Origin of the sequence: Pseudomonas sp. NPDC098747 (assembly GCF_044760045.1) — a bacterium.
GTDB lineage: Bacteria > Pseudomonadota > Gammaproteobacteria > Pseudomonadales > Pseudomonadaceae > Aquipseudomonas.
The window spans coordinates 19,419-25,591 of sequence record NZ_JBIWAL010000065.1 but is presented as its reverse complement, the minus strand read 5'-3'; the positions used below and the strand labels follow the sequence as shown (position 1 = coordinate 25,591).

The 6,173-nt window shown below is 58.5% G+C and carries 10 protein-coding genes; 5 read left to right on the top strand and 5 right to left on the bottom strand.

All coding sequences use genetic code 11. The annotated features are described in order from the left end of the window. The first annotated feature begins 260 nt into the window (after positions 1-260). The 5 genes from ACIQVE_RS25905 to ACIQVE_RS25885 are packed head-to-tail and all read left to right on the top strand — an operon-like array spanning position 261 to position 4,030. The gene (locus ACIQVE_RS25905) at positions 261-668 is read left to right on the top strand and encodes a FagA protein (protein WP_402813959.1); all 408 of its coding nucleotides are present in this window, start codon (positions 261-263) and stop codon (positions 666-668) included. Further along, positions 649-2,025 carry a class II fumarate hydratase gene (locus tag ACIQVE_RS25900; protein ID WP_402813956.1) on the top strand — a complete coding sequence of 459 codons (1,377 nt, stop codon included), beginning with the start codon at positions 649-651 and terminating at the stop codon, positions 2,023-2,025. Before ACIQVE_RS25905 ends, ACIQVE_RS25900 begins: the two co-directional genes overlap by 20 nt. A 27-nt stretch (positions 2,026-2,052) precedes the next feature. After that, entirely contained in the window at positions 2,053-2,493 is a 441-nt protein-coding gene (locus ACIQVE_RS25895; protein WP_402813954.1) for a hypothetical protein, read from the top strand. A 1-nt stretch (position 2,494) separates the two neighbouring features. After that, a complete protein-coding gene (locus ACIQVE_RS25890; protein ID WP_402813951.1) occupies positions 2,495-3,106 on the top strand; it encodes a superoxide dismutase in 612 nt (203 codons plus the stop codon). A 30-nt stretch (positions 3,107-3,136) separates the two neighbouring features. Further along, the gene (locus ACIQVE_RS25885; protein WP_402813949.1) at positions 3,137-4,030 is read left to right on the top strand and encodes a ZIP family metal transporter; all 894 of its coding nucleotides are present in this window, start codon (positions 3,137-3,139) and stop codon (positions 4,028-4,030) included. A 36-nt stretch (positions 4,031-4,066) separates the two neighbouring features. Here ACIQVE_RS25885 and ACIQVE_RS25880 read toward each other — a convergent pair whose 3' ends face one another. From ACIQVE_RS25880 to ACIQVE_RS25860, 5 genes are all read right to left on the bottom strand, one after another. Next, positions 4,067-4,342 (bottom strand): HPr family phosphocarrier protein, encoded by a 276-nt coding sequence (locus ACIQVE_RS25880; protein ID WP_402813946.1) that lies wholly within the window; start codon positions 4,340-4,342, stop codon positions 4,067-4,069. A gap of 15 nt (positions 4,343-4,357) precedes the next feature. Continuing rightward, positions 4,358-5,215 carry an RNase adapter RapZ gene (gene rapZ / locus ACIQVE_RS25875; protein ID WP_402813944.1) on the bottom strand — a complete coding sequence of 286 codons (858 nt, stop codon included), beginning with the start codon at positions 5,213-5,215 and terminating at the stop codon, positions 4,358-4,360. A 2-nt stretch (positions 5,216-5,217) separates the two neighbouring features. Continuing rightward, positions 5,218-5,682: a PTS IIA-like nitrogen regulatory protein PtsN gene (gene ptsN / locus ACIQVE_RS25870; protein WP_402813942.1), complete on the bottom strand. Its 465-nt coding sequence runs from the start codon at positions 5,680-5,682 to the stop codon at positions 5,218-5,220. 11 nt (positions 5,683-5,693) lie between these two features. Continuing rightward, positions 5,694-6,002, bottom strand: a complete 309-nt coding sequence (hpf, locus tag ACIQVE_RS25865; RefSeq protein ID WP_402813939.1) for a ribosome hibernation-promoting factor, HPF/YfiA family — start codon at positions 6,000-6,002, stop codon at positions 5,694-5,696. 73 nt (positions 6,003-6,075) lie between these two features. Then, on the bottom strand, positions 6,076-6,173 hold a 98-nt coding region (locus tag ACIQVE_RS25860; protein WP_402813962.1), incomplete at its 5' end, for a hypothetical protein.

The following is a 6,173-nucleotide window of genomic DNA, read 5'->3' as shown; positions in this document are numbered from 1 at the left end:
GCGACCGCACCTGTCCTTAAAATACAAAACGCCCGACGCGGTGCATCGGGCGTTGGGGTGAAAAAGGTGTAAACCTATTTCAGGACTAGACACTTGATTCCTGTGGGAGCGAGCTTGCTCGCGAAAGCGTCGTGTCAGTCCACATTGATTTCGGCTGATCCGCCGCATTCGCGAGCAAGCTCGCGCCCACAATGGAAGGCCTTGTGTTGGTTCTCATTATCATCTAATAATAAATCTCATTATCGAATGAGCCCGGGATCATGAGTTCTGCCTTGCACGAGCAGCCGTACCTCGAAAGCTGGCGCTGGATGAGTCGTCAGATCCGATGCGCGATGGATCCTGACGAACCGCGCCTGATCGAACATTACCTGGCCGAAGGCCGGTATCTGTTTTGTTGCACGGCCACCTCACCGTGGACTGTCGCTGAAACTTCCTTCCGATTGCTGCTCGACACGGCCACCGACATCGCGTTGCCGTGGCACTGGCGCAGCCTTTGTCTCGATCAAGCCTGGCGCCCCTTGCGTGAAATGGAGCGCCTGTCGCTGTGCAAATGCCGGCTCAAACGCTGGCAACGCTACACCTGGCAACTGGCGACCTGCGAGTTGCAACCCTCGATTCCTCTCATTGAATTAGTCCAAGGATTTACCGATGACCAAGACTCGTATTGAGCGCGACAGCATGGGCGAACTGCAGGTGCCGGTGGACGCTCTCTACGGCGCGCAAACCCAGCGCGCAGTGGATAACTTCCCGATCAGCGGCAAACCGATGCCGACGCAATTCATCCGCGCATTGATCCTGGCCAAAGCCGCCGCGGCCCGGGCCAACGTCGAACTCAATCAGATCAGCGCCGCTCAGGGCAAAGCCATCAGCGACGCGGCGCAAGGCCTGCTTGAAGGCGATTTCATGCTGCATTTCCCGGTGGATATTTTCCAGACCGGCTCCGGTACCAGCTCCAACATGAACGCCAATGAAGTGATCGCCACCCTGGCCAGCCGCCTGCTCGGCGAGCCGGTCAATGCCAACGATCACGTCAATTGCGGCCAGAGCAGCAACGACATCATCCCGACCACCATCCACGTCAGTGCCGCACTGGCCCTGCACGAACAATTGCTGCCGGCGCTGTTGCATCTGGTGCAGGTCATCGAGCACAAAGCCGAGCAAGTGCATCACCACGTCAAAACCGGACGTACGCATTTGATGGACGCGATGCCGGTGCGTATGAGCCAGGTGCTCAATGGTTGGGCGCAGCAACTCAAGGCCAACATCGGCCATTTGCAAGACTTGCTGCCAAGTCTGCAATCCCTGGCGCAGGGCGGTACGGCGGTCGGCACCGGGATCAACGCGCATCCGGAATTCGCCGCGCGTTTCAGCCGTCAACTGAGCCAGTTGACCCATGTGCAGTTCACCCAAGGCAAAGACCTGTTCGCGCTGATCGGCTCGCAAGACACCGCTGTTGCGGTCTCCGGGCAGCTCAAGGCCATCGCTGTGTCGCTGATGAAAATCGCCAACGACCTGCGCTGGATGAACTCCGGCCCACTCGCAGGTCTCGGTGAAATTGAACTCGAAGCCCTGCAACCGGGCTCGTCAATCATGCCGGGCAAGGTCAATCCAGTGATCCCGGAAGCCACCGCCATGGTTGCGGCCCAAGTGATCGGCAACGACTCGGTAATCACCATCGCCGGTCAGTCAGGCAATTTTGAGCTGAACGTGATGCTGCCGATCATCGCCCAGAACCTGTTGAGCAGCATCGAACTGCTGGCCAATTCCAGTCGCCTTTTGGGTGACAAGGCCATCGCCAACTTCAAGGTCAACGAGTCGCGGCTCAAGGAAGCGCTGTCGCGCAATCCGATTCTGGTGACCGCACTCAACCCGATCATCGGTTACCAAAAAGCCGCCGAAATCGCCAAGCAGGCCTACAAACAGGGTCGCCCGGTGATTGACGTTGCGCTGGAGCACACCGACCTGTCGCGCAGTCAGTTGGAAGAGTTGCTCAACCCCGAGAAACTCACCGCTGGCGGCGTGTAACCCCCGCAACCGCTTTGGAGGCTCACCATGGAGCACTGGAAACGCACGATCGAACGGGCTAATCGCGGCTTCATGTTGGGCGAGCTGATCGATGCCCGTGAGGCTTACCTGCAAGCGCTGGCCCTGGCGCAAGTGCTGTTCGAACGCTGGGCCGATGCCGACGAAGCGGTGGCGGCCTGTGTCATTTCCCATCACAACCTGGCGGATCTGCACCTGCGCCTGAATCAGCCGGAGGAAAGCGCCGAATACCTCTGCGCTATCCATCAACGGCTGTTGCAGACCATGCAGGACGAACGTCAGCGCCTCGCGCTGCGTGAAGCGGCGCTGCGCCAGAGCAGCAAGACCTACGTGGAGCTGCTGAATTTCATCAGCGATCACGGCGAATACCCGCGCACCCAGCGTCTGTTGCACCCGGATACCGGTAATGCGCGCCGCGCACCAGCCCCCCATCACCATGGAGTCCATTGAAATGGCTTTTACCTTGCCTGCCTTGCCTTATGCCTACGATGCCTTGGAGCCGCACATCGATGCGCAGACCATGGAAATCCACTACACCAAGCATCACCAGACCTACATCAACAACCTCAACGCAGCGGTAGAAGGCACTGAGTACGCCGGGTGGTCGGTGGAAAAACTGGTGGCCAGCGTTCAGCAGTTGCCGGAGAAACTTCGCGCGGCGGTGATCAATCAGGGCGGCGGTCATGCCAACCATTCGTTGTTCTGGGAAGTCATGGTGCCCAACGGTGGCGGCAAACCGGACGGCGCGTTGGCCAAAGCCATCAACGAACAACTGGGTGGCCTCGACAGTTTCAAAGAGGCGTTCACCAAAGCTGCGCTGACCCGTTTCGGCAGTGGCTGGGCCTGGTTGAGCGTAACCCCGGAGAAAAAACTGGTTGTGGAAAGCAGTGGTAATCAGGACAGTCCGCTGATGAACGGTAACACGCCGATTCTCGGCCTCGACGTCTGGGAACACGCCTATTACTTGCGTTATCAGAACCGCCGCCCGGAATACATCAACGCGTTTTACAACGTGATCAATTGGCCTGAGGTCGCTGCGCGCTATCAGGCCGCACTGGTTTAAGTCCCCTATAAAAACAATCCAAGGTTGACTATGGGCACTGAAACACTGGCGGTCGGAAGTGGGCGTATGTTTCGTTACGCCGTTGGGTCGCTGTTGCTGCTGGCGGGCATGACCTTGCTGATAGCCCACGGACTGGAGTGGCTGAATCTGGAGCCGCGGTTATCGCGGGCGTTGCAGGGCGGCGCAATCTGCGCGCTCGGCACCGCGCTTGGAGCGGTGCCGGTGCTGGTGATTCGGCGCATGCCGCAGGCGCTCAGCGATACATTGCTGGGTTTTGGTGCCGGGGTGATGCTGGCGGCGACGGCGTTTTCGCTGATTGTCCCGGGCATTGCTGCCGCAGAGAGTCTGGGCCTGACACCGTGGGCGGCGAGTGGCCTGATCTGCTTCGGTATCATGCTCGGTGCGTTCGGCCTGTATGTGGTGGATCGCAAGGTTTCTGGTTCGTCACCGGAAATGCTCATCGGCACCGTCGAGCATCCGGTGATTCCACCGCGGATCTGGTTGTTCGTATTCGCCATCATTGCCCATAACATCCCTGAAGGCATGGCGGTCGGCGTATCGGCTGGCGGCGGCATGCCGGATGCGGACAGCCTGGCCATGGGCATCGCCTTGCAGGACGTACCCGAAGGTCTGGTGATTGCATTGGTGTTGGCGGGGGCAGGGATGTCGCGGGTCAAGGCGTTCTTGATCGGCGCGGCGTCGGGACTGGTCGAACCGGTGTTTGCGCTGCTGTGCGCTTGGCTGGTCAGTCTGGCGCAGGTGATGTTGCCGTTAGGCCTGGCGCTGGCGGCCGGGGCAATGTTGCTGGTGGTGACCCACGAAGTGATCCCGGAATCGCGACGCAATGGTCATGACAAGCTGGCCAGTCTTGGTTTACTGATCGGGTTCTGTCTGATGATGGTGATGGATACTGCGTTGGGCTGAATTGTGGCGAGGGAGCAATGCTCCCTCGCAGCAGGATCAACCACCTTCATCGAAGTAGTTATTGATCAAAGCCACCAGCGCATCCAGCGCTTCCTGTTCCTGGTGGCCTTCGGTACTCAGATAAATCTTGGTGCCCTTGCCAGCAGCCAACATCATCATCGCCATGATGCTTTTGCCATCAACCGTTGATTCTGGTGTGCGACCTACTCTGATCGTGCAATCGGGATACAGACCGGCAACCCCGACAAACTTCGCCGACGCTCGGGCATGCAAGCCCAGTTTATTGATGATTTCGATTTCCAGAGCAGGCATCGCGGTGTGAATCCTTTAGGTGAGGTCGCGGTGGCGAACCTGGACGTTCTTCAGTGTTTTCTGCAGGGCCTGACCCAGGCGTTCGGTCAGGTAGACGGAGCGGTGGTGCCCGCCGGTGCAGCCAATGGCAACAGTAACGTAGGCACGATTGCTCGCGGCGAAGCGCGGTAGCCATTTGTGCAGGTAGCTGAAAATGTCCTGGAACATTTCCTCGACCTCGGGCTGCGCTGCCAGATACTCGGCGACTGGCTCATCAAGACCCGATTGCGCACGTAGCTCTGGCTTCCAGTACGGATTGGGCAGACAGCGCACGTCAAACACCAGATCCGCATCCACCGGCATACCACGTTTGAAGCCGAATGACTCAACCAGAAATGCCGTGCCCGGCTCCGGCTGACTCAGCAGGCGCAGCTTGATGGTGTCGCGCAACTGGTAGAGGTTCAGATTGGTGGTGTTGATCTTGAGGTCGGCCAGATCGACGATGGGGCCCAGAAGGGTCGTTTCATCCTCGATCGCCTCGGCCAGCGAACGGTTGGCGTTACTCAGTGGATGGCGGCGGCGGGTTTCGGAGAAACGCTTGAGCAGGGTTTCATCATCGGCATCCAGATACAGCACATCGCACTGGATGTGGCGGCTGCGGACTTCTTCAAGCAGTTCGGGAAAACGTGAGAGATGGCTTGGCAGATTGCGCGCATCGATCGACACCGCCACCAGCGGTTGCGCCAGTTCGGTGTGAATCAGCGCACGTTCAGCCAGTTCCGGCAGCAGGCCCGCCGGCAGGTTGTCGATGCAATAGTATCCGTTGTCCTCAAGGACATTCAGCGCGGTACTTTTACCTGAGCCGGAGCGGCCACTGACGATGATCAAGCGCATGATTACTGCCCGTTTTGTTCGTCCACGACGACCTGATACAAGGCTTCATTGCTTGAAGCACTGCGCAATTTATCGCGCACATCCTTGCGATCCAGCATGCTGGCTATCTGGCGCAGCAACTCCAGGTGCGCATCGGTGGCTGCTTCGGGTACCAGCAGTACAAACAGCAGGTCAACCGGCGCACCGTCGATGGCGTCGAAATCGATGGGGGCTTCAAGGTGCATCAGGGCGCTGATCGGCGACTGGCAACCCTTGAGGCGACAGTGAGGAATGGCGATGCCGTTGCCAAAACCGGTAGAACCGAGTTTTTCACGGGCGATCAGAGCCTCGAAGACATCTTGCATCTCCAGATCCGGTACTTCACGGGCGATCAGGTTGGCAATCTGTTCGAGGGCTTTCTTTTTACTGCCGCCCGGCACGTTCACGAGGGAACGGCCGGGGGTCAGGATATTTTCAAGTCGGATCATGGGGTAGGGGGTTATCGACCGGTCGCGCCCTGGAGCAGGCTCTGGGTCTTTTCCTTATGCTTTTTGAGTTGTTTGTCGAGCTTGTCGGTCAATGCGTCGATCGCAGCATACATATCAGTATGTTCCGCGTTTGCAACGACCTCATTGCCGGGAATATGCAAGGTGGCTTCGATTTTCTGCTTCAGCTTTTCGACGCACATCGTGACTTGCACGTTGGTGATCTTGTCGAAATGGCGCTCTAATCGTTGAAGTTTCTCGTTGATGTAGTCGCGCAGAGGTTCGGTCACTTCCAGTTGGTGTCCACTGATGTTGACTTGCATACAGCTTCTCCTTCGTTGCCAGTGCATAAAGCGGCAGGCCGAAAAGCCTGCCACTGGAACGCTGTAACGTGGCTTACATCAACCGCTTGCGGTCGGTCGAAGGCGCGATCCGGAGGGCTTCGCGGTAGTTGGCGACGGTGCGGCGAGCCACCTGAATGCCTTGTGCCTCCC

What these genes read in the sequence shown, in the direction of transcription:
- ACIQVE_RS25880 (WP_402813946.1), bottom strand. Translation starts at nt 4,342, where the DNA reads ATGCCTGCTCTGGAAATCGAAATCATCAATAAACTGGGCTTGCATGCC.
- ptsN (WP_402813942.1), bottom strand. Translation starts at nt 5,682, where the DNA reads ATGATCCGACTTGAAAATATCCTGACCCCCGGCCGTTCCCTCGTGAAC.
- rapZ (WP_402813944.1), bottom strand. Translation starts at nt 5,215, where the DNA reads ATGCGCTTGATCATCGTCAGTGGCCGCTCCGGCTCAGGTAAAAGTACC.
- ACIQVE_RS25900 (WP_402813956.1), top strand. Translation starts at nt 649, where the DNA reads ATGACCAAGACTCGTATTGAGCGCGACAGCATGGGCGAACTGCAGGTG.
- ACIQVE_RS25890 (WP_402813951.1), top strand. Translation starts at nt 2,495, where the DNA reads ATGGCTTTTACCTTGCCTGCCTTGCCTTATGCCTACGATGCCTTGGAG.
- hpf (WP_402813939.1), bottom strand. Translation starts at nt 6,002, where the DNA reads ATGCAAGTCAACATCAGTGGACACCAACTGGAAGTGACCGAACCTCTG.
- ACIQVE_RS25895 (WP_402813954.1), top strand. Translation starts at nt 2,053, where the DNA reads ATGGAGCACTGGAAACGCACGATCGAACGGGCTAATCGCGGCTTCATG.
- ACIQVE_RS25885 (WP_402813949.1), top strand. Translation starts at nt 3,137, where the DNA reads ATGGGCACTGAAACACTGGCGGTCGGAAGTGGGCGTATGTTTCGTTAC.
- ACIQVE_RS25905 (WP_402813959.1), top strand. Translation starts at nt 261, where the DNA reads ATGAGTTCTGCCTTGCACGAGCAGCCGTACCTCGAAAGCTGGCGCTGG.